Here is a 26,651-nt window from a genome sequence, read left to right on the forward strand (position 1 = left end):
AGAACGATTATGTGGGCATCAAAATTTGTCATTGTCGCGCTGTCCCTCGGAATGAGCGCACAAAGCCTGGCCGCTGCATTGCCGGATACCGGCAAACTGGTCTGGCACAGCATCACATTTGGTCAGTCAACCGACGTCAATTTCGCCACCAACGTTCTGCCGGAGAAAATCGGCATGAACGAAACCTTACTGGCAGATGGCAAAGCAGTTCCGGCGGCGGGCACCGTGCTCAGCACGCCGTTCACACTCGAAAGCCGTGGCGGCAAAGTCGGTAACAGTCACGACGGCTTAACTTATTTCTATACACGCTTACCGGCGGAGGTGAATTTCCAGCTTGAAGCGGAGATCACACTCAACCAGTTCGGGCCGGAAAATGGTGCGAAACCCGCCGGGCAGGAAGGGGCCGGATTACTGGTACGCGATATTCTGGGCAATCCGCGTGAGCCGGTGACCAAACCGGGGATTGAGGAGTTACCGGCAGCATCAAATATGGTGATGAACAGCGTCATGGCCATCGGCGATAAACCGCCGGTGCTGGCGATGATTGCCCGTCAGGGCGTACAGCAACCCTGGGGAAATACCGGCATCAGCATGGTACGTGAAAGCTATCATCCGCTGAGTACGCCAGCCCGTTTTTCGCTGCGACTGACCCGCACGGACAACGGTTTTACCGTCGCCTATGCGCCACAAGGCAGCGATCAGTGGGTAAGCAAATCCGTGCAGCGCGCGGACAGCGTGACACAACTGGATAAAACCGGGTATTACGTCGGTTTCTTCGCCTCACGCAATGCCAAAATGACGGTAGATCACGCAAAGCTGACACTCAGCGAAGCGCATACTCAGCCCTCTGCGCCGTATGTGACACCGTCACTTAATGCGCGTATTGAGGTGATGTCATCGCCGGTCATTACCCGCCGCGACAGCGTGTTCCAGTTACGTACTAACGGTGACGGACAGGTGCAGGTTGTTCAGAATGGCAAACCGCTGTTGCCGCAAAAAGCGGTACGCGGTGGTGAAGTGGTCGCGGTTGCGTTTCATGCTGAACAACCGGTGACAGCGCTGAAAATAACCTACACCCCGGCAGACGGCAAACCGGTGACGCAGGAATTTGCGGTGAGTATGGCGCTGGTCAGCAATCCTGACCAGTTGTATGTTTCACCGGCTGGCGCGGCAGGTAATGACGGCTCGGCTGAACATCCGCTTGATTTTAACAGTGCCGTTAATCTTTTAGCACCGGGCGGCACGCTGTGGCTGAAAGAGGGTGATTATCCGGAAAGCGTGATCCCGGCAACCGCCAGCGGCACCGAAAAAAACCGGAAAACCCTGCGTGCACAGGGCGACAACGTAGTGTTTAACGGCCTGACACTCAATGCCAGCTACTGGAATATTCAGGGCATTACCGTTACGCAAAAAAGCTTTCATATTGCCGGAAGCTATAACCATATCGACCGCGTTAAGGCGCATCACGCCGATGATACCGGCATCTGGGTGGCATCGCCGGACGGCATCGGGCGGGCATTATGGGCCAGCCATAATCTCATCAGCAATGCTGAGTCCTGGGGAAATCAGGATCCGGGGCGCAAGAACGCCGACGGATTTGCCGTCAAAATGCGCGTGGGCGAGGGTAACCGGCTGGTGAACTGTTATTCCCACGACAACATTGACGATGGTTTCGACCTGTTCAACAAAATCGAAGACGGCCCGAACGGCAGTGTGACCATTGAGCACAGCCTGTCAGTGAACAACGGCAGCAATGGCTTCAAACTGGGTGGCGAAGGATTACCGGTCAGCCATGTGGTGCGTCACAACGTCGCGGTCAGCAACGGCATGGACGGCTTTACCGACAACTTCAATCCGGGTGCGCTGGTTATCGAAGACAACCGCGCAGTCGATAACAAACGCTTCAACTTCCTGTTCCGGCCTTCGCCATACACCACGGCTGACAAGCAGGGCACTTTTAAGGACAACATTTCGCTGCGCACCACCGCAGGAAAGTATGACGATGCCGTGACCGGTAATGTGGATAACAGTAATTATTTTTACGCTGACCACAAAACGGTGAATACAAAGCATCAGGAAATTAAACCGGGAGATTATATTTCTCTGCGGTTGCCGGATCCGATTACCCGTCTTTCAGACGGCGGATTTAATTACGCTGACTTTTTGAAAAACAAATAAAGCGGCGTTATTAATAGTCAATACTTTATATAAAACAATACTACTCAATATCTCTGGGATTTATAAAAATGAAAAATAGCAGACTGATGATCTGCGGTTTACTGCTGGCCAGCGCCAGCAGTCAGGCCGTCACAATTGACCTTCGCCACGAATGGCTCGATGACAGTAAACAACATAAAGACAGGGCGCTGGTCTCCCACCGCTTCGCCAACGGGTTCGGTTTCTCGCTGGAGGCTAAATGGAAATCCGGCGGCGACAATGAGAATAAACCCTTTAATAATCTGGTAGATAATGGTACAGAAAGTACCATCAGCTATCAGGTTAAAGTGACGCCAGAAGTGTTCGTCCAGCCGGGATTCACGCTGGAGTCCAGCTCTGACAGCAGTATCTACAAACCATTTTTAACTGCGGGATATACCTTTGACAGCGGCATTTATTTCAATGCCCGTTATCGTTATGAATATACCCGTTATACCAAAGAAAATACCGAAGACCGTAAAACCAATCGCGGCGAAATATGGCTGGGTTACCGTCTGGCAGACTGGCGATTTGAATATAACTATATTTATAAACACAGCGATCAGATCCTGTATGACAACGACAAATGGGATTATGAGCAGGATTTAAAGGTCGCGTATAATATTAACAAGCAATGGACGCCTTATGCCGAGATCGGTGATGTTTCGGTCAGGAAAACCACCGACGAAAGGCAAACCCGTTTACGCCTGGGGATCCAATATAATTTCTGACGTTATCACATTACGGTGTGACGTCTGTCAGCCGGTCAGCGCATGCTGTCCGGCTATTTCCTCACTGAAATATAAACGAAACATATTAAGCAGTTTTTGCGGGTTGACAATAATAGGGCGCATGGGTAAATTGCACGAGCCGGAAGTAGCGGCCTTTATTAACTTTACATAAGAGACTAATGGACACTGTAACCAGTAACTTGCCGGATGACGCTGAAATAGCGCACCGGAACAGTAAACATAAAATCGATTGTGATCATTTCACCGTTTGGGTGCGCCTCACCAGAGCCTGATGCTCTGGTGTAATCTCACCTCAACCTGAATGTCACGGTCCCGAGGTGTGTTATGAAGTTCAAATCTACCCTTTTTTCTGATGTCAAAACCCTGACATCCACTTTGCGTGTACGCCCGTCCCGCGACCGGACGCTGGCTGCGCATAAGAAAGACTCTCCATCCATTTTTTCTTCTAAAATCAGCAGGATGAACGCACGCATCACCACATGGCGTGTCAGCCCTGTCACCGGTCAACTGGAGCAACGTTGCATCGTTTCTGACAGCGAAGAACCACAAAGTCGGTTATCCCTCATCTTATTCAGTCCCGGCATTACGCTGCGCTGAACATCGTCCTGACTGATGCCTGACGGCTCTGTCTTTTTATTATCCGCGAAATAGAAATTCTTCGCGTAATAAAAAACACAGAAAAGTTACGTGTCAATAAAAGACACACTATCGGTTTCACTCTGTTTAGGCCCTTTTTAATTAAAGGATAATAAACGGCGGGGAATTCTGCGCGATATGAATTTAATACCGATCACTGAAATAACGTGAAGGGTTTTTACTGCCTGAAATAACAGGCGACATTATTCCCCTGCACGTTATCCGGTGACAGGAGTACCACCATGACTGTACAAAACAACAATACACTCGAAAGAAAAACAGCAGAAAGAAAGAAACAGGCGCTCTCCATGCGCGCCGCTCAGGAAGCCAAAAACGGCATTGACGTGACGCTGATTAATGTTAATGCCAGCCGCGCGGGCCTCACGCATGGGGAAGCGGCGAAACGGCTGGAGAAAGAAGGCTACAACGAAGTGGCACACGACAGGCCACCTCACGCGCTGGTTCAGTTAATCAAAGCATTCAACAACCCGTTTATTTATGTGCTCGCCGTGCTGGCGATAATCAGCTTCTTTACCGATTACTGGCTGCCGCTGCGCGCCGGAGAAGAAACGGATCTGGTGTCGGTTTACATCATTTGCGCGATGGTCGGCCTCAGCGGGCTGGTGCGTTTCTGGCAGGAATACCGTTCGGCAAAATCCGCCGAAGCGCTGAAAGCCATGGTTCGCACCACTGCCACCGTATTGCGCCGCGACATGCCGGGCAGGCAGGGCAAACTGTGTGAAATCCCGATGCGTCAGTTGGTGGTCGGTGACATCGTGCAGCTTTACGCCGGGGATATGATCCCGGCCGATGTGCGGCTGATCGAATCCCGTGACTTATTTATCAGTCAGGCAGTGCTGACCGGTGAAGCGTTGCCGGTCGAAAAGTACGACACGATGGGCGATGTCGCCCCTAAATCGGCCAGCGCCCTCAATGAGGAAAACGAAAACCTGCTGGATATTCCCAACATCTGTTTCATGGGCACCAACGTGGTCAGTGGCACCGCGCAGGCGGTGGTCGTGGCGACCGGCGCACGGACGTATTTCGGATCGCTTGCCAAAGCCATTGTCGGTACCCGCGCTCAAACGGCCTTTGATCGCGGCGTGAACAGCGTCAGCGGGTTGCTGATCCGTTTCATGCTGGTAATGGTGCCGGTGGTGTTCCTGCTCAACGGCATTACTAAAGGTGAATGGTGGGACGCGCTGCTGTTCGCGGTGGCGGTAGCCGTGGGTCTGACGCCGGAAATGCTGCCAATGATCGTCAGCGCCAATCTGGCGAAAGGCGCAGTGGCAATGGCGAAGCGTAAAGTGGTCGTAAAACGCCTGAACGCTATCCAGAACCTTGGCGCCATGGACGTGCTGTGTACGGACAAAACCGGCACGCTGACGCAAGATAAAATCATTCTTGAGCACCACATCGATACGCACGGTCAGAACAATGATTCCGTGCTGCAACTGGCGTGGCTGAACAGTTTTCATCAGAGCGGCATCAAAAACCTGATGGATCAGGCGGTGATTTACTTCTCCGAAAACACACCGGGCTTCGTCAGGCCACAGGGCTACCGCAAGGTCGATGAAATGCCGTTCGATTTTATCCGTCGTCGCCTGTCGATCGTGGTGAAGGATCCGCTGGAGAATCACCTGCTGGTGTGCAAAGGCGCGGTGGAAGAAATGCTCAGTATTTCCACCCATATGCATGAAAACGGCAAAGTGGTGGCACTGAATCCTTCACGTCGTGACGCGTTACTGGCGATGGCCAACGACTACAACCAGGATGGCTTCCGTGTGCTGGTGGTGGCGACCCGGACGATCCCGAAAGCCGACGTCAAAAAACAGTATGGCACTGACGATGAGCATGATCTGATCATCAGCGGATTCCTGACCTTCCTTGATCCGCCGAAAGAATCTGCGGGTCCGGCGATTGCCGCACTGCGTGATATCGGTGTGACGGTGAAAGTGCTGACCGGCGATAACGCCATCGTGACCAGCCGTATCTGCCGTCAGGTCGGTCTGGAGCCGGGTGAACCGTTACTCGGCTCGCAGGTTGAACGCCTCGATGATGCCTCACTGCGCCAGCTGGTGGAAGAACGCACGGTGTTTGCCAAGCTGACGCCGCTGCAAAAATCCCGCGTGCTGAAAGCGTTGCAGGCCAACGGCCACACTGTCGGATTTTTGGGCGACGGGATCAACGACGCGCCTGCGCTGCGGGATGCTGATGTCGGCATTTCCGTCGACAGCGGCACCGATATCGCCAAAGAGTCAGCCGATATTATCCTGCTGGAAAAAAGCCTGATGGTGCTGGAAGAGGGCGTGCTGAAAGGGCGCGAGACTTTCGGCAATATCATGAAATACCTCAATATGACGGCCAGTTCTAACTTCGGCAACGTGTTCTCTGTGCTGGTCGCCAGTGCGTTTATTCCGTTCCTGCCGATGCTGGCGATTCATTTGCTGCTGCAAAACCTGATGTATGACATCTCCCAGCTGGCACTGCCGTGGGACAAAATCGACAAGGAGTTCCTGAAAAAACCGCGTAAGTGGGACGCAAAAAACATCGGCCGCTTTATGGTATGGATTGGCCCGACCTCATCGATTTTCGATATGACCACCTTTGCGCTGATGTGGTTTGTGTTCAGCGCCAACAGTGAATCGATGCAGACGCTGTTCCAGTCTGGCTGGTTTGTGGAAGGGCTGCTGTCACAAACACTGGTGGTGCATATGCTGCGCACCCGGAAGATCCCGTTCATTCAGAGCACTGCCGCCTGGCCGGTGATGCTGATGACCGGTCTGGTCATGGCGGTCGGTATCTACGTGCCGTTCTCTCCGCTCGGACCGATTGTCGGATTGCAGGCGCTGCCGTGGGAATACTTCCCGTGGCTGGCCGGTACGCTGCTGGCTTACTGCTGCGTGGCACAAGGTATGAAAACGATTTATATCCGCCGTTTCAAACAGTGGTTCTGATCTGCTGAACTGTTATACGCAGAAACCGGGTGCCGTCGCGATGACGGCACCTGCACCCGCTGTGATGCGCGTTAACCGCTGTAACGAATAACAATGACAACCCTGAAAAAGGGGAGCCGCTATGTCTATGACCCACACTGTAACAACCATGACCCCCCAATCCGGCACTACGCTGCTGGTCAATCTGGCAGGCGCTATTGCGCTGCTGCTGTGGGGATCTCACATGATTTCGACCGCGCTGCAACGTGGCTTCGGCACACCGTTACGCCACTGGATGGGCCATCATCTGTCCAGCCGCTGGATGGCGTTGCTCGCCGGGATCGGTATTACCGGTTTGCTGCAAAGCAGCACCGCAGTCAGCCTGATGGCCACCTCTTTTACCGCCGCGGGCACGCTCAGCCTGGCGCCCGCGCTGGCGGTCATGCTCGGCGCAAATGTCGGTTCCACCCTGGTGGTGCAACTGATGAGTTTCAACACCGCGATCGCCATACCGTTGCTGATACTGAGCGGTTTTGTCGTGTTCAAAATGCGCGACCATTCCGGGTTTGAAAGTGCAGGCTGCGCGCTGATCGGCCTCGGGCTGATGTTGCTGGCACTCAGCCTGCTGAGTGCCACACTCGGACACATCGAAAACACGGAAGTATTCAGCGCCGTGATGCAGGGATTAGAAGGCGATACGCTGATTGCCCTGATGGTGGCCATCATTCTCACGCTGGTGTGTCATTCCAGCGTGGCAGTGATTTTGCTGATTGCCTCACTCGCCGCCACGGGCGTGATGACGCCGGTGACCGCCATGGTGCTGGTGCTGGGTGCCAATATCGGTGGCGCACTGCCGCCGGTGCTGAACGCCGGTTCGGCGGTGGCGCGCCGTCTGCCGCTGGGTAATCTGCTGGTGCGCGGCGCGGGCTGTGTTTTCGCGCTGGCCCTGATGCCGCTGCTCAGCCATGTTGCCGCGGGTCTTGCGCTGACCACGCCGCAACTTGTTGTGTGGTTTCACACCGCGTTCAGCGCCGTGCTGGCCGGGGTATTTATCGGGCTGACCGGCCCGCTGGCCCGTGTGCTGGAAAGGATTTTCCCGGAGGAACAACCTGCCGCTGATGCAGAAATGCCGGTGTATCTCGACGAAACCGGGCTTGATGTGGCTTATATCGGGCTTTCCAATTCAGTGCGTGAATCCCTGCGGCTGGCCGACATGCTTAACCTGATGCTCGAACGGCTGCGGACGTTATTCAAGACTGCAGATAATCAGTCTGCGGCTGAAATCCGCCGGTTAGATCATTCGCTTGACGGTCTGAGTGCGGCAATCCGCGCCTATCTGGCGGATTTAGGACAGGAAGGGCTGAGTGACAGCGATGCCGACCGCGCGCAGGAAATCCTGATGTTTGTGATTAACATTGAGCACGCCGGAGACATTCTTTCCACCAGCCTCACCGAGCTGGCGACACGCCGTGCCCGCCGCAATACACCTTTCAGCGACGTTGAACTGCACAACATTGGCCTGCTGCACACGGAGATCCTGAACAGCCAGCGCCTGGCGGTCACCGCATTCCTGGGTGAAGATCTCTCAGCCGCGCATCAGCTGGTTTCGCGCAAAGAGGTGATCCGCCAGATTGAAGCCAGGGCAAGCCGCGAGCATTTCAAAAATCTGCGTGATGATAAAAATGCCTGGGCGGAATCCGGCGATATTTTCCAGCGTGTGCTGCGTGATTACAGGCGCGTTCATCATCATATCGCTGCGGTGGCGTATCCGGTGATTGATCGCCTGAGCGATGACGTCACGGACACGCGGAAGTAAAAACAAAATGATAAAAACAGAAGGATAGAACATGAGGGTACTGATTTGCGCGGGGCGCTTTTATGCAGATATCAACAGGGTACAACGGGCACTGGATGCGTTTTCGCAATCACACCCGATAAGCGTGCTGATCCACGGCGGACATCAGTCGCTGGGCGCGATGATCGAACGCTGGGCACGCACCGCCGATGTGCACATTGTCCGTTATCCCGCTAACTGGTCACTGCACGGTAAATACGCCGAAATACGCCGCAATCTCTTTATGATGAAAGACAGCCAGCCGGATGTGGTGCTGGCTTTTTCCGGCGGAGAGGACACGCAGGATTGCATAAAACTGGCGCAGCATTCCGGCATCAGTGTGATAGTCAATGCGGCAGAAACCGGCCCCGGTTCTTAACCCCCGGACGGGCAGCCGGCAGGGATTTTTTGCCGGAAATGCCCGCCTGACGCGGTCTGGATTAATCTGATAATCGCTGCAACTCTCCTGTTCAGAGCTATATTTACCTATTGATAATTCATTTCAGAGGTTTTCAACGCAATGACGCGTTGAGCTGTAACTCATTAAAAGGAGAGTCACTTTGACTGCAGAAATTCAGGAAAATACAACCGAAACACCGCTTCTCCCTGTATTGGACAGTCGCCAATACGCCTTCTTTTTCGATGTCGATGGCACACTTGCTGAAATCCGCGCTGAACCGGATGCCGTCACCATCCCCGCTGAAGTTCGTGATCATCTGCAAACGCTGTTTGCGGCCTCTTCCGGCGCGCTGGCGCTGGTGTCGGGGCGTCCGGTGGAACAGCTTGATCAGTTGGTCAGCCCGCTGGTTCTCCCTGCTGCGGGCGTTCATGGGGCTGAAATGCGCGACGGCAACGGCACTCTGCACCGTGTCACCTTACCCGATGATGTGGCGCAGGAGGTGCAACAGACCCTCGAAGCGGGCATGGCCGCACTGCCGGGTACCTTGCTCGAAACCAAAGGCATGGCTTTTGCTTTGCATTATCGTCAGGCGATGCTGTATCAGCAGCAGGTATTAGCACTGGCTGAATCCGTGGTGGCAAAATTCCCTGAGCTTGTTCTTCAGCCGGGTAAATGCGTTCTCGAGATTAAACCCCGCGGTAAAGATAAAGGCGCAGCGATTTATACGTTTATGCAACAGACGCCATTTTCCGGGCGTATTCCGGTATTCGTCGGCGATGACCTGACCGATGAAAAAGGGTTCGAAGTGGTTAACGCCATGCAGGGGATCACGGTGAAAGTCGGCGAAGGTTCAAGTCTGGCGCATTATCGCGTCAAAACCGTTCGCGATGTTTACCGTTGGATCGAGGCGTTACAACGTCACACATTAACATTTAACAAGGAGTCTGAATTATGAGTCGCCTGGTGGTTGTCTCTAACCGAATTGCCATTCCTGACGGTTCCAAATCCGCCGGTGGACTGGCCGTGGGCATTCTGGATGCGCTGAAAAATACATCAGGCCTCTGGTTTGGCTGGAATGGTGAGATAAGTGAAATATCGGGCGAAGAAGAGGATGACCTGAATCTGATGGAAGATGACGGCATTACTTACGCTTCGGTTCCGCTTAATCAAAACGATTACGATCTGTATTACTGCCAGTTTTCCAATGCCGTACTTTGGCCAGCACTTCATTATCGTATTGATCTGGTGGATTTCCAGCGTGAAGCCTGGGACGGTTACTGCCGGGTCAATGACATGCTGGCGAAAAGATTGCAGCCGCTGATCAAAGCAGACGATATCTTGTGGATCCACGATTATCATTTACTGCCGTTTGCCGCTGCGCTGCGCAAACTCGGCGTAAAAAACCGCATAGGTTTCTTCCTGCATATTCCGTTCCCGACCCCGGAAATTTTTAATGCGGTGCCGACGCACGATGAATTGCTCAAGATGATGTGTGAGTATGATTTACTGGGCTTCCAGACCGAAGGGGACCGCCTGGCATTTCTGGATAATCTCAAGGCACTGACCGATATTGAAGATTGCGACGCGCATCAGCATCAGGCATTTGGCAAAACCTTTGCCACTGGCGTATACCCGATCAGCATTGCGCCGGAAAGCATTAAGGAAATGGCCGAAGGCCCGCTGCCACCGAAAATGGCGGCGATGGAACGTGAACTTCGCGAAGCGAAAAACATCATTTCCTGCGAGCGTCTCGATTACACCAAGGGGCTGCCGGAACGTTTTCTGGCCTTTGAGGCATTGCTGGAAAAATTCCCGCAGCATCGCGGTAAAGTGCGCTATTCGCAAATCGCTCCGACATCACGCGGCGACGTGCAGGCTTATCAGGAACTTCGTCATCAGCTGGAAACCGAGGTGGGGCGCATCAACGGTAAATACGGTGGCATCAACCAGACGCCGCTGTTTTACCTCAACCAGCATTTCCAGCGCAGCCTGCTGATGAAATTATTCCGTCTGACGGATGTCGGGCTGGTAACGCCGCTGCGTGATGGCATGAATCTGGTGGCGAAAGAATATGTCGCCGCGCAGGATCCGACAGATCCCGGCGTTCTTGTTTTGTCACAATTTGCCGGTGCGGCGAATGAACTAACGTCGGCGCTGATCGTCAACCCTTATGACCGTGATGACGTGGCGGCGGCGCTGGATAAAGCGCTGACCATGCCGCTGGAAGAACGGCTTGAGCGTTATAACGACATGATGGCGGTGCTGCGCAAAAATGATATTGCGAACTGGGGCGAAACCTATTTGCGCGATTTATACGCCATTTCGCCACAGGGAGAAAAAAACAACGCTGTCGCATAAACTTTCTAAGCAAGAGGCTTGCTGCATATGCAAAATGCGAATTACCAGACGAATGAAAACGCGCTGTTTGACAGCGAAAACGCTGATAGCGAAGAGACGCGTCTGAGCGAGCTCGAGCCCATTGAACTGATCCTTGACCGGATGATGGATGCGGAACCGGAGCCGGGGATGATCGAAGGTTTGCCGCCTTCTGATGCCTTAACGCCTGCCGACCGTTATCTGGAATTGTTTACCAGTGTGCAATCTTCAGGGCTTTTCGAGGACAGCAAAACCTTTCCCGACTGCCCGCCGAAAATGGATCCGCTGGACATATTGCTGCGTTATCGGCGGATAAAAAACCATCCGGGCTTCAACCTGAAACGATTTGTGGACGCGCATTTCTGGCTGCCGGAACATCGTGATGATGAATACGTCTCCGACCCCGGCGATTCGCTGAAAGAGCACATCGACAAACTGTGGCCGGTGCTCACGCGCCAGCCGGAAGACCACGTGCCCTGGTCGTCACTGATGCCGTTGCCCCAGGCCTATGTGGTGCCGGGCGGGCGTTTCAGTGAAACCTATTACTGGGATTCTTACTTTTCGATGTTAGGGCTGGCGGAAAGTGGCCGTAATGATCTGTTGCGCACCATGGCGGATAATTTCGCCTGGATTATCGAGATGTACGGCCATATTCCTAACGGCAACCGCACGTATTATCTCAGCCGTTCCCAGCCACCGGTGTTTGCGCTGATGGTCGAACTGTTCGAGGAAGACGGCGTGCGCGGTGCGCGGCGTTACCTTGACCATCTGAAAATGGAATATGAGTTCTGGATGGACGGCGCGGATTCTCTGGCGCCGAATCAGGCTTACCGGCATGTGGTTTGCCTGCCGGATGGCACGCTGCTCAACCGTTACTGGGATGACAGGGACACACCGCGCGATGAATCGTGGCGCGAAGATGTCGAAACCGCGAAACTTTCGAGCCGCCCGGCAAATGAGGTTTACCGCGATTTGCGCGCTGGCGCGGAATCCGGCTGGGATTATTCGTCGCGCTGGTTGCGTGACGGGCATCGTCTCGCCAGCATCCGCACCACGCAATTTATCCCGGTGGATCTGAATGCGTTTCTGCACAAGCTGGAAAGTACCATTGCCAATATTTCCGGACTGAAAGGGGATAAAGTCACCGAAACGTTATTCCGCCGGAAAGCCGAAACACGCCGCGAGGCCATCAACTGTTATCTGTGGGATGACAACGAAGGTTGTTTCCGTGATTACGACTGGCACCGTCAGCAAATGGCGCTGTTTTCTGCCGCCAGCGTGGTGCCTTTGTATGTCGGACTTGCCAGCCATTATCAGGCCGAACGTCTGTCAGACGCCGTGCGTACCCGCTTACTCACTCCCGGCGGCATCATGGCGACAGAGTATGAAACCGGTCAACAGTGGGATAAACCCAACGGCTGGGCACCGCTGCAATGGATGGCGATTCAGGGCTTTAAGCAATACGGCAATGATGTACTGGGCGATGAAATTGCCCGTAACTGGCTGAAAACCGTGAATCAGTATTATCAGCAACACCATAAACTGATTGAGAAATACCACATTTCAGGCGACACATCCCGCGAAGGCGGCGGCGGGGAATATCCGCTGCAGGACGGTTTCGGCTGGACCAACGGCGTCGTGCGGCGGTTGATTGGTTTATATGGTGAGAATTACGACTGATTGCCGCATTCACCCTGGGCCACCAGCCAGCGTTCAAACGCCTGGTGGAGCAGGGTTTTCTGCACGCCCACTGGCGTCAGGGCGTGGTAATGGCAGGGCGCGACGGTAATCTGCGGGAACATCGGTATCAGATTCCCGCGACGGATTTCCGCCGACAACGTACTGACCGGCCCCAGCCCGACGCCAATTCCTTCCAGCATCGCATGCAACGAAACGTGAAAATGATCGTAACGGCGAAAGCCGCTGACCGGCGGTTTCTCCAGCCCTGCCGCCGCCAGCCATAAATTCCAGTGTCCGGGACGGGTGAGGGTTTCAATGCGCGGACATTTCAGCACGTCCTCCGGCGTCTCCAGCGAAAAGCGTTTGAGCAGCGCCGGGGCGGCCATCAGGCAATGGGTATCAGCCAGAAAAGGGATCGCGGAATATTCCGTGGCACCGGTTTCACGACGGATCAGCAAATCGTAATGCCCCACAATGTGTAACTGCTCGGTATTGGCCGTAGAGATTTGCAGGTTTGCCTCAGGAAATTGCGTATAAAAATCATCAAGGCGAGGCAGCAGCCATTTCAGGCTCATGGTGGTTGGCACGCTGACATTGAACACGTTATTCCGCCCGCCATTACCGTAGCGCAGGGCGATATCCGACAGGGTATCGAACGCACTGCCCAGCTCGCGTGCCAGCGTCAGCGCATAAGGTGTCGGCACCCGCCGCTGGCCTTCTTTACGAAATAAATTCACCCCAAACCACTTTTCCACCCCCTGAATATGGCGGCTTACCGCGCCGTGCGTAATGCATAACTCCTGCGCTGCGGCGGTAAAACTCCCGGCATGACAGGCGACAAGAAAGGCGCGGAGGGCCGTTATCGGGGGAAGTGCATGCATGGTCGTTCCTTTTTAATCACGATTATGTGACTTTTTATCACGGGTTACGCCATTTCCTAAACGCTATCATCGCCCGCATTCCCCCTGAGAAAAGGAAATGTGACGTGATGTATGTGGTGATTGCTCTGACGGGCATACTGGCGGGTGTGATCAGCGGTGTTGTCGGCACCGGCGGTTCCATCATGCTGTTGCCGGCGCTGACGTATACTTTCGGCCCGAAAACTGCGATTCCGGTGATGGCGATTGCCGCTATTGTCGGCAACATCTCCCGCGTGCTTCTCTGGCGCAAAGACATCAACATTCGGGCATTTTTGCTGTACGCCATGCCCGGCATTCCCGCCGCCGTTCTCGGCGCAAATACCCTGTGGGAAATGCCCGCCACGCTGTCGAATATATGTATCGGCGCGTTCTTCTTGTTGCTGATCCCTTTGCGTCATTACGCCCGTTGCCGGGCGTTTACCCTCAGCAGTGCGCAACTGGCGATGGCAGGCGCGCTGACAGGGTTTCTGACCGGTGTGGTATTTTCAACCGGCCCGCTGACCATTCCGGTTTTCGCCGGTTACGGGCTGGTGAAAGGCGCGCTGCTTTCCACCGAGGCTGCCGCCTCGTTCGCGATTTATTTCGCCAAAGCCTCAGCGTTCAGCGTGATTGGTGCAATGCCGTGGCCGGTGTTTTTGAGCGGCTTGCTGGTGGGTGGCGCACTGACGACAGGGATGCTTATTGGAAAAAAATTTGTTATTAAGATGTCAGAGACATCCTTCAACCGCCTGATCGACATCATGTTATTTCTGGCGGGTATCTCTTTACTCTGGAACTCAGCAAAAGGACATTAACGGATGAATACACACCCGATCCGCCAGGTTATCGAAGCCTGTGACAAAGCCATATCTGTCAGGGATTTTGACGCACTGATGGCGCATTATGCCGAAGAGGCGGCGCTGGTAATTAAACCGGGCATGATTGCCCGCGGCAAAACCGACATCCGCAAAGCCTTTATCGCCATCTCGGATTATTTTCAGGATCAGCTGGTGGTAGAACAGGGCGAAATGCAGGTGATTGAAGGGGCAGAGGATGCGCTGGTGATCATGGAAACGGTGCTGCATTTTCCCGACGGGCAGGGCGGAAAGGTGACCACTACCCGCCGTGCCACCTATGTTTTCCGCCATGAACCGGACGGTCGCTGGCTGTGTACCATCGATAATTCATATGGCACATCGCTGTTGGATCAGGAATAAGGCTCCGCAAGGAGCCTTTTTCGCTTCATCAATCCACGGTGATTTAGCGTTTTGGGATCCCCGGTAATTCCTCAGAAAAACGTGCCGTCATTGCATCCCGCTCATAGCCCTGATATTCAGTCAGAATATGATACAAATCGGGTCTGCGGCCTGCCATCCAGCGCCTGCCGGTACTCATCGGGATCAGCGATAAATCCAGATCCGCGCTGACCATCGCATCCGCAGCAACCCAGGTTTCATCGACGATCCGGCCATAAGGATCGAGGATCATCGCGTTACCGGTGCGTACTTCATCATCATCCGCACCGACGCCGTTACTGAACAAAATAAACATGCCGTTATCGTGAGCGCGTGAGGGCAACCAGCGCATCAGCCATTCCCGGCCGCTGGGACCTTTAAACGCTGCGGTAATCTCTTCTTTGCGTTCAGCACGCTGCTGCCACAATGCCAGCGGTATCGGTTTCATGCCGTGCGGGCTGCGTGAATGTGTGCCGCCTGTCTGATGCGGTGCCAGTAAAATATCTGCTCCCAGCAGGGCGGTGGCACGGGCATTTTCCACCAGATTGTTGTCCCAGCAGATGAGGATCCCGACCTTCACGCCCCAGGGGGTCCCGAACACGGTATAACTGTCGCCGCAACTGAAAGCCTCATGTTCAAAGGCGTGCATTTTGCGGTGGATGTGTACCGAACCGTCAGGCATGCAGGCGGCGTAGGCATTATACAGACGCCCGTCAGCGGCACGTTCGATAAATCCGGCGCCAATCAGCATCTGATGTTTCACGGCCAGCGAGCGGATCAGCGCAACAGAGGGGCCGGTCTCGGCTGGCTCCGCCAGTGCCTGAACGCCAGCAGCATCGAGTTTGGGCACGTGCCAGTAACCGGTGATACACATTTCCGGAAAGGCCAAAATATTGACGCCTTCAATAGCCGCTTTTTCGATAAAACGCTCCATAATTAACAGGTTATATTTTTTGTTACCCGCCTGATGCTGAAATTGAATGACCGCTGCTTTGAGTGTTTTGGGGTCCGACATGATCTTCTCCATACGTCTTCAGGGATTTCGGTTGACGCTGGTATTAGAGCAATGCGACTGATAACTTTATAATGAAATGATTTCCAAATCTGATAACCCAATGGAATATATAAAGTGAACACACGTTTGCTCAGGGCTTTTGTCACACTGGCTGAAAAAGGGAATTATGCGCAGGCAGCGCAGGCGCTTTCCGTTTCACAACCGGCACTCACCAAACAGATCAATCTGCTGGAATCGACGCTGAACGTGGCGCTTTTTGCCCGCGGACGACACGGCAGTGCGCTGACAGCCGCAGGCCAGCGGCTTTTGCCGGAAGCGGAGAAAGTATTGCGACAAATGGCCGCGTTTATGCAACATGCCAGCCAGGTTGAAAAGGGGGGAGAAGGGCTGCTGGCGGCAGGATTCGGCCTGTCGAGTTTCATCCTGGCGCCACAATGTATTGCGAAATTCCGCGCAGCATATCCCGGCGTGGATATCACGCTGGAAGATCTGCCTTCCGCGCAGCAATACGACATGCTGCAACGCGGGGAACTGCACATTGGTTTTGTGCGTGTCCCGCCGCCTGCACCGCTCAGTTACCACGCGCTGTTTGAGGATAAACTGGTGCTGGTGGTGTCTGAAGATAACGGCGAGGATATGAGTGAAAGGCTCAGGAACCGTCCGTTACTGCGTTTGTATACTGAGCGGGCGGGGGGGCTGAATGCGCAGACAGACCGTTTTTTACAGGAGAATCTGTTTCATGTTTCATCGGTTCAACTGGCGGAGGATATCCAGACTATTGTCGCACTGGTAGCGGCCGGGATCGGCGTGGCGTTGCTACCCGAAAGCGTCGTGCATATTGCGCCGCCGGAGCTGAAAATACTTCCGCTCACCGGCCCTGCGACGCGCTGGCAGGTGGGGATTGCATGGGACGCCCGGAATGAAGATGTCATTCGCGATAACTTTGTGCGGATGGTGACTGAAAATCTCAAAGCCGCTGCCTGTATATAGAACGGTCCGGAATGTGGCCCGCGCCATCAGGCCGACGGCGATGAGTTCACCAATGCGAAAGACCCTGACCAGAATTCAGTTTCTGTTTCCAGCCGTGCGTTCAGGAAAGCCTGAACTACCCGTCTTTGTTCAGGTAAATTCCTGGCCGGGTGATGACCCAGGTGTAGTCAGGTTCGTTAACCGGTGTGTAACCAAACTTTTGATACAACCACGGCGCGGTAGAAGTAAAGAGTGCCATCCGGCGAAGTTTTGCTGTGACCGGATGCGACTGCACACATTCGATCAGCCATGCGCCCAGATTTTTTCCCTGATAATCTTCCAGCACATAGACATCACACAGGTAAGCAAAGGTGGCGTAGTCCGTGATAAAGCGGGCGTAACCGATCTGTTTTCCGTCGTCGAACAACCCGAAGTTCAGGCTGTTTTCTGCGCCAGCGCGAACTGTCTGTTCGTCAATGCCCGGCGCCCAGCTTGACCGGGTCGGGTAGGCGTGAATTGCCGGAATATCCAGTTTTTGAAAATCGGTAGTGATCAGATAAGTGTCTTTGGTCCAGTTGCATACAGCTTTCAGGTTTGTCACGGGAACCTCACAAGTTCGTTGAAAACAGGTCCTTTTCTACCTTACCGGCTAACGCTGAGAAATTCACCCGCGTTATAGTTGCCAGGGTATGTGCCCGGCCTTTGACGCGCCGCACTATAAAAATCAGGCCGGATGATGTATCCTGCACTGATTATTGGTATGCTGTATATAATTACAGTATAAGGAGCGAATCATGGCTGTTGAAACAAAATTTGTTGTGGTCAGAAAAGGTGAAGAGAAAATGACTTTTGCCAATAAGAAAGAAGCAGACGCTTACGACAAGATGCTGGACATGGCGGATGCTTTTACTGAATGGCTGTTACAGAGCAATATCGGGATGGATGAAGCACTGGCGGAAAACATTGCACTTCACCTCGCCGAGCAGAAAGACACCGTCCAGCATATTCTGCGCACCAGCAAATTGCCGGAAGCAGAAATCGCACACCAGCCCGCCGCTGAAACGCCAGCAGAAGCAGAAGCAGAAGAAGTGGTCGCAGAAAACGTGGCTGCTGAAGAAAATGCTGCCGAAGAAAATGTTGCCGAAAAACCTGCCACGGCCAAAAAAGTCCGTGCGGTAAAAGCCGCGTAACTGAGAGAACAGCGTGCGTAACGGCACGCTTTCTTCCCCCCTGATACCACGCTCAGTATTTCAGTGGCAAACGGATCACTTCTTTCAGAATACCGTTGTGCAGCCTCACATATCCCCCCTGTTTCAATTGTGAAAGCACTTTCATGATCGTGCTGCGTGAAAGGTGCGTCTTAAGCTGAATGTAATGGGCAGCAGGAATATTTTCGCGTATTTCCGGCGGTTCTTTCATGAGTTCCATGAGCTGGTGGCGCAGAATTTCATAGGATGTCGGTGCCGTCAGCATTGTGCTTTTGACATAGAGATTGTTGGTCATCCTGAAAAAGTGCTTTGCCATTGGCTCCCACAACTCCAGACGATCAATCAGGGCATGCATCTCCGCCACGGTGGAGACGGCAATCTCAGATTCATCCTGCGCCTGAATAAACATTCTGGCCTCTGAGGGCACCGCACCGCCAATACCAATGATGCCCGGCACTGACAACGTACCTATCAGCACAGGTTCGTCGTTATGAAAGGTTTTAAACCAGCCTTTGCGAATGAAATAACAATAAAATTCCCCCCTCTCATACAGATGGAAGCGCGAGCCCGCGGGGACAGTACGGAACTGGAGATAGGGAATAAGTTCGGCAAATAGCTCAGCGGTAGCCTGACTGAGGTCTTTGCCCTTATCACTCTCGGTAACCATCGTTATTAACCTCGTCAGGCAGCAACAGCAGGGAATTACCTTAAATTTAGCAGAGTTCCCTGTCCGGTGAATGCGGCCTTAAGAGGCCGTTTGGGGCATAATCCTCTTTCCCCCCGCCATGCAAAAGGACAGGCAATGAAAGCTGAACATGAGTATTCACTGAAAACCCTCCCGGCTCCCGCGACTTACCCTCACATTTCCACCCCGGTGTTATCCGATGAAACCATGGCGTCACGCCTGCGTCATATCCTTCACGCGATGCAACAGCATCAGCTCGACAGCCTGGTGATTTATGCCGACAAAGAACACGGCGGCAATTTCGAATATCTTGCGGGTTTTATCCCGCGCTTTGAAGAAGCCTTGCTGGTGGTGCGCGCGACCGGTGAGCTGACTTATGTTATGGGGAATGAAAATCTGAAACTGGTTCCCCATGCGCGCAACGCGGGTCGCTGCCTGCATGCGCCGGTGTTTTCCCTGCCCAACCAGCCGATGAAACATCATCAGCCGCTGCACGATTTGCTTAAATCTGCCGGTATTACTGACGTGCAGCACGTTGGCATCGCAGGCTGGAAACTGTTCAGATGTGACCCTGTCACGGATAAAACCACCTTTGATGTGCCCGCGTTTGTCCTCGACGCAGTCCGAAAGGCCGCGGGCGTGGCTGGAGATGTGGTAAACGCCACCGGTCTGTTTACCTCGCCAGAAAATGGTGCGCGGCGGATTAATACCGCTAATGAAGTGGCGTTTTATGAATACGGCGCCAACCTGGCCTCCACTCAGGTGCTTGCGGCGCTGGATACGATTGCACCCGGCAAATCAGAAAAAGAAATCGGTCAGTTACTGGCAGGAGAAGGCCAGCACGGGAACGTGATTATGATTGCCGCGACGGGCGAGCGTTTCGCCCATGCGAATCTGTATCCTTCCGACAAAACTATCCGGCGTGGCGATAAGTTTTCGCTCACCACCGGATACAAAGGAGGCCTCACCAGCCGTGCGGCGTATGTGGTGGCGGCGGAAAATGAATTACCGGAAGAGGTTTCGGACTGGTTGCAGCGGCTCGCGATACCCTATTACCACACGGTAGTAACCTGGCTTGAAGCACTGCGTATCGGGCTGACCGGCGGCGAGCTTTATCAGCTTGTTGAGCAAACGCTGCCACAGAGCATCTATCACTGGCATCTCAATCCCGGTCATCTGGTTGCAGATGAGGAGTGGCTGTGTTCTCCGGTATACGGTGGCTCAGTGATCCCGTTTGAAAGTGGCATGTTGTTTCAGATTGATATTATTCCGTCATTACCCGGCTATGGTGGCAGCAGCATCGAAGATACGGTAGGGCTGGCAGATGAATCACTGCGAAAAGAGCTGGAAACGCAGTTCCCGGAGGTCTGGCAGCGTATGGTCACCCGTAAAAAATACCTGACGGACGTGCTGAGTATTCGCCTTTCCGAGGACGTGATTCTGCTTTCCAATACTGTCGGTTACCTGCGGCCTTTCCTGCTGGATAAGTCGCGGGCTTTGGTGCGGACGTAAAGCAATTTGCCTCATCATTAAACCCGGTGAAGTTCTTCGCCGGGTTCTTATTTTCCTCTGAATTTTTTTGCATTCATAATTTGTTACTTATTAAGATGAATCCTCTGCGCGACAGGGTTAATGTTAATAATTACTATTCACATTCTCATTTCGAGCTGTTCTGGTTAAAACAATAAATAGAAACAGACTCGCCCTTAAAAAAATTGCTATGGGAATGTGTTATGTCTTTGAATGGCAGGGTATATGACGTGCAGCAGGGTGCGTTAAAGGTAAGAAAAACATTTACGGTTTCCACACTGGCGCTGGCGATTTTTGTTCTGGTGAATCCGGCGCAGGCCGCTGAAACCGGCAGTGGGACGACAGGCACCGCGAATACCGCCGCATCCGGCTCGCAGCAGGATATGGTGATTGAAGGTTCGGCGACCGCCGCTGCCAGCGACGGGCAGGATTACGCGGTCAAAACCACCACTGCGGGCACCAAAATGAACCTGACGCCGCGCGATATTCCGCAGTCGGTCAGTGTGATCACCAAACAGCGCATGCAGGATCAGAACCTCCAGTCGGTGGGCGACGTGCTGAATAACACCACCGGCATCTCGACGGAAGTCATCGACAGCGAACGCGTATCCTATTTCTCCCGCGGTTTTTACATCAATAATTACACTTACGACGACATTCCAACGTCCGTCAGCGACACCTGGAATTTTGGTGATGCCGCCGAAGACACCGCGATTTATGACCGCATCGAAGTGGTGCGTGGCGCCACAGGCCTGATGACCGGGGCGGGCAATCCGGCCGCCTCTGTCAACATGGTGCGTAAACACGCCGACAGCAAAGAATTCACCGGCGATATCAGCGCCAGTTACGGAAGCTGGAACAAACAGCGTTACGTGCTCGATGCTTCCGGCCCGCTGAATCAGGAAGGTTCGGTGCGCGGGCGCGTGGTAGCCGGTTATCAGGATCAGGACAGCTGGCTGGATCGCTATCACAAGCGTAAAAAATTCTTCTACGGCGTGGTGGATGCCGATGTGACCGATAACACCACCGTGTCGCTCGGTTACGATTATCAGGAAAATAACACCGGCAACCCGACCTGGGGTGGCCTGCCAACCTGGTACACAGACGGCTCGCGCACGCATTATGACCGCAGTACCAACACTTCCGCCGACTGGACGAATTATGCTATTCAGTCGCGTAAAGTGTTCGCCAACGTTAAACATGACTTTGATAACGGCTGGACATTCCGTGTAAACGGCACACATGGCGAGCAAACGTTTAATGATAAATTGCTGTATCTGATGGATTTCCCGGATCACACGACGGGCACTGGTCTCAGCGGTTTTGGCAGTAAAGACCGTGGCACGCGCAAAGTGGATTCCCTCGACACTTACGCCACCGGGCCGTTTGAACTGTTTGGCCGTCAGCACCAGATGGTGGCTGGCGTCAGTTACAGCCGCCAGCACAACCAGACTTACAGCGCAGACGGTTCCCTCGACAGCGACACAATTGGCAGTTTTGGCAACAGCTGGAACGGCAATGTCAGCGAGCCGGAGTGGGGAGACTGGTATCTGAATGCGGACGATGTCATCCGCCAGAAAGCCGGTTATTTCGCCACCCGCTTCTCACTGGCGGATCCGCTTTCGCTGATCGTTGGCGCACGTTATACCCAATGGAGCACCAATGGCAGCAGCGGCAGCATGAGCAAGAACAACATCACGCCATACGGCGGTCTGGTGTATGACATCAACGACACCTGGTCGGCATACGCCAGTTATACGTCCATCTTCCAGCCGCAGACTGACCGCGATATCAACGGCCATTATCTGTCCCCAACCACCGGGAAAAATTACGAAACCGGGCTTAAATCCGCGTGGATGGACGGTCGTCTGACCGCCACAATGGCAGTATTCCGTATCGAACAGGATAACGTGGCACAGGAAGATGGCAGCAATTACGTTAACGGCTCCAGCGAGCAGGCGTATGTCTCGGTCAGCGGCACCGTCAGCAAAGGCGCTGAGTTTGAGATCAACGGCGCGGTGACCGACAACCTGCAAATGACCTTTGGTGCGACGCGTTATGTCGCGAAAGACGAAACCGGCAGCCGTCTCAACAGCAATATGCCGCAGACCCAGCTGAAATTGTTCAGCCGCTACCAGCTACCGATGATGCCGGATCTGACCGTCGGCGGCGGTGTAAACTGGCAGAACCGCACCTTCCAGGATGCCACCGGGCCGGACGGCGAAACGCATCGTGTATCGCAGGGCAGCACCGCGCTGGTGGACCTGTTCACGCGTTATCAGGTGACAAAACAGCTGTCCGTGCAGGCCAACATCAACAACCTGTTTGACCGCACGTACTACTCGTGGCTCAGTGATTACGCCGTTTACGGTGAACCGCGCAATGTCTCGGTCAGCGCAAATTACACGTTCTGATATGAAGGTTTAACGCGCAATAAAAAAGGCACCGCCTGCGTGTTCAGGCGGTGCCTTACTGTCTTATTTCAGCTTCCCCAGCGGCTTTTCAGGTAACGGACCGCGTCCAGCGTCTGCGGCTGGTTGAGGTAGTTTTCGCGGAACAAAATCGTGCCGTTAATTTGCGGTACGGATTCATTCATATCGAGCTGTTTCTTCAGCTCCGGCACGCCGCCGCTGACCATCCAGTCCGGTTCATTTTTGGACGGTTCACCCACTTTATACAACGCCACACCAATGTAGAGCCGCGTATGTGTGGGCTTGACCACATTTGCCCACCAGTTTGCCAGCACGTCATAACGCGCCGCCTTGCGGGAGAATGGCCAGTACAGTTGCGGCGCAATATAATCGAGCAAACCTTGTTGCACCCACAGGCGGGTATCCGCATAGGCTTCATCGTAAGCCGCTGCGCCGGAAGTTTGTGAACCTGCCGGATCATGCGACACGTTACGCCAGACACCCGCCGGACTGACGCCAAATTCCACGCCTGGTTTCAGCTGTTTTATGGTGCGTGAAACCTGCTCAATCAGCATCTGGGTATTGTGACGCCGCCAGTCGGCTTTAGAAGCGTAACCCTGACCGTACTTCCGGAACGTCAGGCTGTCATCCAGCGAGGAACCCGGTGATTCGGAATAAAAATAGTCATCAAACTGCACACCATCGACAGGATAACGCGCCACCACTTCCGCCACGATGCTGGTGATCCAGTCGCGCGCCTCAGGAATACCAGGGTCCACCACGAAACGATCCCCGGAGGTTCGGATCCAGTCGCGGTGCAGCACAAACACGCTGGCAGGGTGCAGTGGCAATGTCTGATTCAGTTCCGCCACAGTCGAAGGTTTGGTGTTCACCGACACACGGTAAGGGTTAAACCACGCATGGACTTTCATCCCGCGCTTGTGCGCTTCATCGAGCATAAACTGCAACGGGTCATAACCCGGATCCTGACCAATTTTACCCGTCAGCATATCTGACCACGGCAAAATTTTTGAAGGCCAGAACGCAGTACCGTCAGGTTTTACCTGGAAGAAAACCGTATTGATGCCCAGACTTTTGAGCTTATCCAGCTTGGCAGTCAGCGCTTGCTGCTGCTGGCTGATGCGCGAAGACGCACTGCCGGCATTCACCGAATTAACCGGTGGCCAGTCGAGGCGGGAAACGGTCGCCAGCCAGACGCCGCGCACGGGTTCATGACTCTGCACAGGTTGACCAGGAAGAGGGTGCTTCGCCACCGGCGGCAGCGGCGTCACCAGTGATTTTGGCGGTGTCGAGGCACAGCCAGCCACCAGTAACAGCGCAAAAGCCACAACGGCACCAGGGTGTTTGACGGCGGTGACGCAAGGAAAATGACGGGAAAAAGCGATGATAAACTCCGGTGATGTCTGGTCGTCGCGCGAAAAGAAACATTTTCTTATTATTGAAATTAAAGTCAATCACTCATGCATTTAGCGCTGACGTCAGCGCAATCTGCAAACCTGCCAGGATTCCGATTTCTGGAATCTGATATTGTATTTAACATAATCATGATTATGCGCACCGAAAGCAGGCGCCATATTTCCCTGAGTTCATTTCTGAAATCTGTGCTTTGAAAGCCATCATATATGGATTAGCATATGTTTTATTAATCCACAACGGGACTCAATATGTTACAGCCTGCGCAGCTTTTTAAACTGCTTGCCGACGAAACGCGCTCGACTATTGTGATGCTTCTCAGGGAATCAGGAGAGCTTTGCGTTTGCGATATCTGTGCCGCAACGGCGGAATCACAACCCAAGATCTCCCGTCACATCGCGCTGTTACGTGAAGCCGGACTGGTCACAGACCGCCGGGAAGGAAAATGGGTACATTACCGCCTCTCACCACAAATGCCTGCATGGTCAGCGGCGATTATCGATTCTGCATGGAACTGTGACCGCGAAAATATACGCCGCAAGCTGAATAATAAGTCACCGATTTCATGTTAAAACCATAAACACATTCACTATAACAAATATGTACGGAGTCGATCATGTTGCTGGCAGGTACTATTTTTTTACTCACCCTGATTCTGGTTATCTGGCAGCCCCGCGGGCTGGGCATTGGCTGGAGCGCCATGCTGGGCGCGGGTCTGGCATTACTGACGGGTGTCGTTCATCCGGGTGATATTCCGGTTGTCTGGCAAATAGTCTGGAACGCAACGGCCACTTTTATTGCCGTTATCATTATCAGCCTGCTGCTGGATGAATCGGGTTTCTTCGAGTGGGCGGCACTGCATGTTGCACGCTGGGGAAACGGACGCGGGCGTCTGTTATTTACCTGGATTATTTTACTGGGCGCGATGGTCGCTGCCCTGTTCGCCAATGATGGTGCCGCACTGATTCTGACGCCGATTGTCATGGCGATGCTGCTGGCTCTGGGTTTCAGTCGCGGCGCGACATTAGCCTTTGTCATGGCAGCCGGGTTTATCGCGGATGTTGCCAGCCTGCCGCTGATCGTCTCAAATCTGGTGAATATTGTCTCAGCTGATTTCTTCAACCTGGGATTCACGGAATATGCGTCCGTCATGGGCCCGGTTAATCTGGCAGCCATTGCGACAACACTGGTCATGCTGCACCTGTTTTTCCGCAAAGACATCCCGCCGGTTTACGATATTTCTCTGCTGAAACAGCCCGCTGAGGCTGTCCGCGATGCCAGCACCTTCAAAGCAGGCTGGCTGGTTCTGATCCTTCTGCTGGCGGGTTTCTTTGGTCTTGAACCCCTCGGCGTACCGGTCAGCCTGGTCGCCGCTGTCGGCGCACTGATCCTTTATATTATCGCCAGGAAAGGTCACATCATTAATACCGGCAAAGTGCTGCGCGGCGCGCCGTGGCAAATCGTCATTTTCTCGCTGGGTATGTATCTGGTGGTTTATGGTTTACGTAATGCCGGGCTGACGCACGCCCTGTCTGCAGTGCTGAATCAGCTGGCAGAACAGGGTTTATGGGCCTCTACGCTGGGAACCGGCTTTATCACCGCCTTCCTCTCTTCCATCATGAACAATATGCCGACCGTGCTGATCGGGGCGCTGTCGATTGATGGCAGCACAGCCACGGGAGTCATTAAAGAGGCGATGATTTATGCCAACGTGATCGGCAGCGATCTGGGGCCAAAAATCACCCCGATTGGCAGCCTGGCAACACTGTTATGGTTGCATGTGTTGTCACAGAAGAATATGACGATTACCTGGGGATATTACTTCCGGGTGGGTATTGTCATGACTCTGCCTGTGCTGTTTGTCACGCTGGCAGCTTTAGCGCTGCGGTTGTCTGTGGCGCTGTAACGGATGTTTAACGCCTGACCTCACACTAAGATTGAAAAAGAGAACCTCCTGATGAGCAATATCACTATTTATCACAACCCGGCCTGTGGTACATCGCGCAATACCCTTGAGCTGATCCGCAACAGCGGCGCTGAGCCAACCGTGATTTTTTATCTTGAAACCCCACCGGCCCGTGAAGAACTGGTAAAACTGATTGCGGATATGGGTATTCCCGTGCGGGCCTTGTTACGCAAAAATGTCGAGCCGTATGAGCAATTAAAACTGGCAGACAATCATTTCAGCGACGATCAACTGATCGACTTCATGTTGCAGTACCCGATTCTGATCAACCGGCCGGTGGTTGTCACGCCGCTGGGCACCCGGTTATGCCGCCCTTCTGAGGAGGTATTAGCGATCTTGCCTGATGCGCAACGTGGCGCGTTCACCAAGGAAGACGGTGAAGCAGTTATTGATGAAAACGGCAAACGTATAACGAAAATCTAAAAAAAATAAGGCCGGTCATCAGACCGGCCTTATTGATTCTTAGCGGTATTCGACAAACACCTTACC

Annotated in this window: 23 protein-coding genes; 18 read left to right on the forward strand and 5 right to left on the reverse strand. The window is 53.7% G+C overall.

The features are described from left to right. Positions 1-9 precede the first annotated feature (9 nt). From HGO41_RS03785 to HGO41_RS03825, 9 genes are all read left to right on the forward strand, one after another. Positions 10-2,178: a right-handed parallel beta-helix repeat-containing protein gene (locus HGO41_RS03785; protein ID WP_250980791.1), complete on the forward strand. Its 2,169-nt coding sequence runs from the start codon at positions 10-12 to the stop codon at positions 2,176-2,178. 68 nt (positions 2,179-2,246) lie between these two features. After that, positions 2,247-2,927, forward strand: coding sequence for an oligogalacturonate-specific porin KdgM family protein (locus HGO41_RS03790; RefSeq protein WP_013577725.1), 681 nt, complete (start codon positions 2,247-2,249; stop codon positions 2,925-2,927). A gap of 345 nt (positions 2,928-3,272) precedes the next feature. Continuing rightward, positions 3,273-3,545, forward strand: coding sequence for a hypothetical protein (locus tag HGO41_RS03795; protein WP_250980792.1), 273 nt, complete (start codon positions 3,273-3,275; stop codon positions 3,543-3,545). 281 nt (positions 3,546-3,826) lie between these two features. Then, positions 3,827-6,541, forward strand: coding sequence for a magnesium-translocating P-type ATPase (gene mgtA, locus HGO41_RS03800; protein ID WP_250980793.1), 2,715 nt, complete (start codon positions 3,827-3,829; stop codon positions 6,539-6,541). A gap of 121 nt (positions 6,542-6,662) precedes the next feature. Beyond that, positions 6,663-8,336 carry a Na/Pi cotransporter family protein gene (locus HGO41_RS03805; protein ID WP_250980794.1) on the forward strand — a complete coding sequence of 558 codons (1,674 nt, stop codon included), beginning with the start codon at positions 6,663-6,665 and terminating at the stop codon, positions 8,334-8,336. A 31-nt stretch (positions 8,337-8,367) separates the two neighbouring features. Next, on the forward strand, positions 8,368-8,733 hold the full coding sequence (locus tag HGO41_RS03810) for a DUF2493 domain-containing protein (protein ID WP_013577721.1): 366 nt from the start codon (positions 8,368-8,370) through the stop codon (positions 8,731-8,733). A gap of 181 nt (positions 8,734-8,914) precedes the next feature. Beyond that, positions 8,915-9,709, forward strand: a complete 795-nt coding sequence (gene otsB / locus HGO41_RS03815) for a trehalose-phosphatase (RefSeq protein ID WP_285427133.1) — start codon at positions 8,915-8,917, stop codon at positions 9,707-9,709. Then, positions 9,706-11,112, forward strand: coding sequence for an alpha,alpha-trehalose-phosphate synthase (gene otsA, locus HGO41_RS03820; RefSeq protein WP_037032955.1), 1,407 nt, complete (start codon positions 9,706-9,708; stop codon positions 11,110-11,112). Before otsB ends, otsA begins: the two co-directional genes overlap by 4 nt. Positions 11,113-11,139: 27 nt before the next feature. Beyond that, positions 11,140-12,810 carry an alpha,alpha-trehalase gene (locus HGO41_RS03825; protein WP_013577718.1) on the forward strand — a complete coding sequence of 557 codons (1,671 nt, stop codon included), beginning with the start codon at positions 11,140-11,142 and terminating at the stop codon, positions 12,808-12,810. On the opposite strand, the gene HGO41_RS03830 is transcribed toward HGO41_RS03825, so the two are convergent. Further along, the gene (locus HGO41_RS03830; protein ID WP_250980795.1) at positions 12,801-13,691 is read right to left on the reverse strand and encodes a LysR substrate-binding domain-containing protein; all 891 of its coding nucleotides are present in this window, start codon (positions 13,689-13,691) and stop codon (positions 12,801-12,803) included. The genes HGO41_RS03825 and HGO41_RS03830 overlap by 10 nt on opposite strands. Before the next feature lie 107 nt (positions 13,692-13,798). Here HGO41_RS03830 and HGO41_RS03835 point away from each other — a divergent pair, with 107 nt between their 5' ends. Together HGO41_RS03835 and HGO41_RS03840 are read left to right on the forward strand one after the other, a co-directional pair. Continuing rightward, positions 13,799-14,524, forward strand: a complete 726-nt coding sequence (locus HGO41_RS03835; protein WP_131637581.1) for a sulfite exporter TauE/SafE family protein — start codon at positions 13,799-13,801, stop codon at positions 14,522-14,524. Positions 14,525-14,527: 3 nt separating this feature from the next. Continuing rightward, positions 14,528-14,926, forward strand: a complete 399-nt coding sequence (locus HGO41_RS03840) for a YybH family protein (protein WP_131637543.1) — start codon at positions 14,528-14,530, stop codon at positions 14,924-14,926. A 43-nt stretch (positions 14,927-14,969) separates the two neighbouring features. Here the strand turns inward: HGO41_RS03840 and HGO41_RS03845 are convergent, their stop codons facing one another. Next, on the reverse strand, positions 14,970-15,959 hold the full coding sequence (locus HGO41_RS03845; RefSeq protein WP_250980796.1) for a nitrilase family protein: 990 nt from the start codon (positions 15,957-15,959) through the stop codon (positions 14,970-14,972). 114 nt (positions 15,960-16,073) lie between these two features. Here HGO41_RS03845 and HGO41_RS03850 point away from each other — a divergent pair, with 114 nt between their 5' ends. Then, positions 16,074-16,949: a LysR family transcriptional regulator gene (locus tag HGO41_RS03850; RefSeq protein WP_013577713.1), complete on the forward strand. Its 876-nt coding sequence runs from the start codon at positions 16,074-16,076 to the stop codon at positions 16,947-16,949. A gap of 115 nt (positions 16,950-17,064) precedes the next feature. Here the strand turns inward: HGO41_RS03850 and HGO41_RS03855 are convergent, their stop codons facing one another. Then, complete coding sequence (locus tag HGO41_RS03855) at positions 17,065-17,529, reverse strand: GNAT family N-acetyltransferase (RefSeq protein ID WP_250980797.1); 465 nt, start codon at positions 17,527-17,529, stop codon at positions 17,065-17,067. 193 nt (positions 17,530-17,722) lie between these two features. Here HGO41_RS03855 and HGO41_RS03860 point away from each other — a divergent pair, with 193 nt between their 5' ends. After that, complete coding sequence (locus HGO41_RS03860; RefSeq protein ID WP_013577711.1) at positions 17,723-18,118, forward strand: YebG family protein; 396 nt, start codon at positions 17,723-17,725, stop codon at positions 18,116-18,118. Positions 18,119-18,170: 52 nt separating this feature from the next. Here the strand turns inward: HGO41_RS03860 and HGO41_RS03865 are convergent, their stop codons facing one another. After that, positions 18,171-18,803 carry a helix-turn-helix domain-containing protein gene (locus tag HGO41_RS03865; protein ID WP_013577710.1) on the reverse strand — a complete coding sequence of 211 codons (633 nt, stop codon included), beginning with the start codon at positions 18,801-18,803 and terminating at the stop codon, positions 18,171-18,173. A gap of 135 nt (positions 18,804-18,938) precedes the next feature. Here HGO41_RS03865 and HGO41_RS03870 point away from each other — a divergent pair, with 135 nt between their 5' ends. Together HGO41_RS03870 and fhuE are read left to right on the forward strand one after the other, a co-directional pair. Then, positions 18,939-20,333: a M24 family metallopeptidase gene (locus tag HGO41_RS03870; protein ID WP_121019912.1), complete on the forward strand. Its 1,395-nt coding sequence runs from the start codon at positions 18,939-18,941 to the stop codon at positions 20,331-20,333. Between the two features lie 221 nt (positions 20,334-20,554). Beyond that, positions 20,555-22,765: a ferric-rhodotorulic acid/ferric-coprogen receptor FhuE gene (gene fhuE / locus HGO41_RS03875; RefSeq protein ID WP_013577708.1), complete on the forward strand. Its 2,211-nt coding sequence runs from the start codon at positions 20,555-20,557 to the stop codon at positions 22,763-22,765. A gap of 68 nt (positions 22,766-22,833) precedes the next feature. Here fhuE and HGO41_RS03880 read toward each other — a convergent pair whose 3' ends face one another. Further along, positions 22,834-24,168 (reverse strand): glycoside hydrolase family 10-like protein, encoded by a 1,335-nt coding sequence (locus HGO41_RS03880; protein WP_370633766.1) that lies wholly within the window; start codon positions 24,166-24,168, stop codon positions 22,834-22,836. A gap of 279 nt (positions 24,169-24,447) precedes the next feature. Between HGO41_RS03880 and HGO41_RS03885 the strand changes: the two genes are divergently transcribed. The 3 genes from HGO41_RS03885 to arsC are packed head-to-tail and all read left to right on the forward strand — an operon-like array spanning position 24,448 to position 26,585. Continuing rightward, entirely contained in the window at positions 24,448-24,768 is a 321-nt protein-coding gene (locus HGO41_RS03885) for a metalloregulator ArsR/SmtB family transcription factor (protein WP_168444366.1), read from the forward strand. A 44-nt stretch (positions 24,769-24,812) separates the two neighbouring features. Next, on the forward strand, positions 24,813-26,102 hold the full coding sequence (locus HGO41_RS03890) for an arsenic transporter (protein WP_013578300.1): 1,290 nt from the start codon (positions 24,813-24,815) through the stop codon (positions 26,100-26,102). Between the two features lie 51 nt (positions 26,103-26,153). After that, positions 26,154-26,585 (forward strand): glutaredoxin-dependent arsenate reductase, encoded by a 432-nt coding sequence (arsC, locus tag HGO41_RS03895; RefSeq protein ID WP_037032937.1) that lies wholly within the window; start codon positions 26,154-26,156, stop codon positions 26,583-26,585. The last annotated feature ends 66 nt before the right edge of the window (positions 26,586-26,651 follow it).

Source organism: Rahnella sp. CG8 (genome assembly GCF_023701875.1).
GTDB lineage: Bacteria > Pseudomonadota > Gammaproteobacteria > Enterobacterales > Enterobacteriaceae > Rahnella > Rahnella aceris.